The sequence below is a fragment of the Algoriphagus aquaeductus genome (genome assembly GCF_003253485.1).
GTDB lineage: Bacteria > Bacteroidota > Bacteroidia > Cytophagales > Cyclobacteriaceae > Algoriphagus > Algoriphagus aquaeductus.
Genome location: NZ_QKTX01000043.1, coordinates 1 through 1,528, shown reverse-complemented (window position 1 = coordinate 1,528; position 1,528 = coordinate 1). Strand labels below are relative to the sequence as shown.

General features: G+C 40.3%; 2 protein-coding genes. Both read left to right on the top strand.

The features are described 5' to 3' along the window. Window positions 1–84: 84 nt before the first annotated feature. Window positions 85–288, top strand: coding sequence for a hypothetical protein (locus CLV31_RS21680; RefSeq protein ID WP_111395181.1), 204 nt, complete (start codon window positions 85–87; stop codon window positions 286–288). 59 nt (window positions 289–347) lie between these two features. After that, on the top strand, window positions 348–1,528 hold a 1,181-nt coding region (locus CLV31_RS21675), incomplete at its 3' end, for a hypothetical protein (RefSeq protein ID WP_146250961.1).

Here is a 1,528-nt window from a genome sequence, read left to right as displayed (position 1 = left end):
CAGGTGGGGTGTAAAATATTTGATTTGAAATTAAATATTTTACACCCCATTTTAGTATATTCCATAGTCTAAATTTATTGACCTATGGAAGATGATAGCACAAGTTGGAAAGAGAGAGCCATTTCCAGAAGACTGGAGAACAAAGAATTAAATAAACGACGCAAGGAACTCATTAAGAGTAGAGATGGATGGAAAGAAAAGTATATGGTTCAAAAGGAAAAAGCTGACAAACTCGAGCATGATCTGGAGTTAATCAAAAAAAAACTGAACGAGATTCTGTCGTATTAAAGGTTAATCTTTCACGTCCCAAAAGATACACCTATCCCCTGACAATTATTCATTTTTGTGTGGCATTGAAACTTTGCTCGTCGGTTAGTTTCAGAGCCTTGAACAAGGTGATCGTCTCCATGAATCTTTATTTTGATTGTTCGCTAAGGACTCCTTCACATGCCACCATATTGCTTTGGGTTAAAAAGTATGGATTCTTTCTGCTTTCCAAGCCTGTTCAAAAGGCTGACGATTGGGTCCTTATTATTGATGAAAGTGTGCAGTTTGGACAAAACAAGCTCCTGCTGGTTTATGGAATCAGACATTCGGACATCCCAATCAACAGAGGATTGATTTTCAGCGACCTGACTCCTTTAGTTTTGGCCTCAAAATCCAGCTGGACAGGTGATCTGATCGCACAGGAACTTGAGAAGCTGGAAGAATCCATTGGAACGATCAAGTATGCTGTCGCTGACCAGGGTAATTCCATCCGAAAAGCACTGAGAATCAAGGAAATTTTTCATGTTTATGATATCACCCACTGCATATCCATTATAGTCGAACGTGTTTATAAAAGTGACCCCGAGTTTATTGAATACACTAAAAAGCTTGCTCACCTAAGAGGGGCACAAGCCTTGGGTAAAAACTCCCACCTGCTTCCCCCTGCCCAGCGGGCCAATTCAAGATTTATGAATCTGAGACCCATTGCGGACTGGGGCATGTCTGTCCTACACTTCTTGGAACAGGCTCCACAAGCTTACTACCAAGAAGAACAAAACCATCTAAATTGGGTCTTGGGGCACCAGTACCTCATCCGGGAACTTAATCTGCTCAACCAATTCATAAACGCTGTCCAATTGATCCTAAAGACAAACGGACTGTCTGAAACATCCCTCAAAGATTGTGAAAAATTACTCAGTCAAAGCAAAAATCCCAGATTGCTGCTCGTCGAAGAAAATTTGATTGAATACCTAGGAGAAACTCTCAAAAACAGCCCTATGGATAAAAATGGCGCTATGCTTTGTTCATCTGACTGCATAGAATCCGCATTCGGGAAATACAAAAACTATATACAAGACAATCCCATGACTGGAATCACAAATCTTTCCCTAAGTTTGGCCGCATTCACAGGAAAGTTATCAAAGGAAGAAATTTCAGAAGCAATCCAGTCAACACGAGTAGAAAATGTGAAAAATTGGTCTGAAAAAAACATCGGGCAAACCACTCTTTCCAAGAGATTAAAAACCTTAAAGTGGGATGC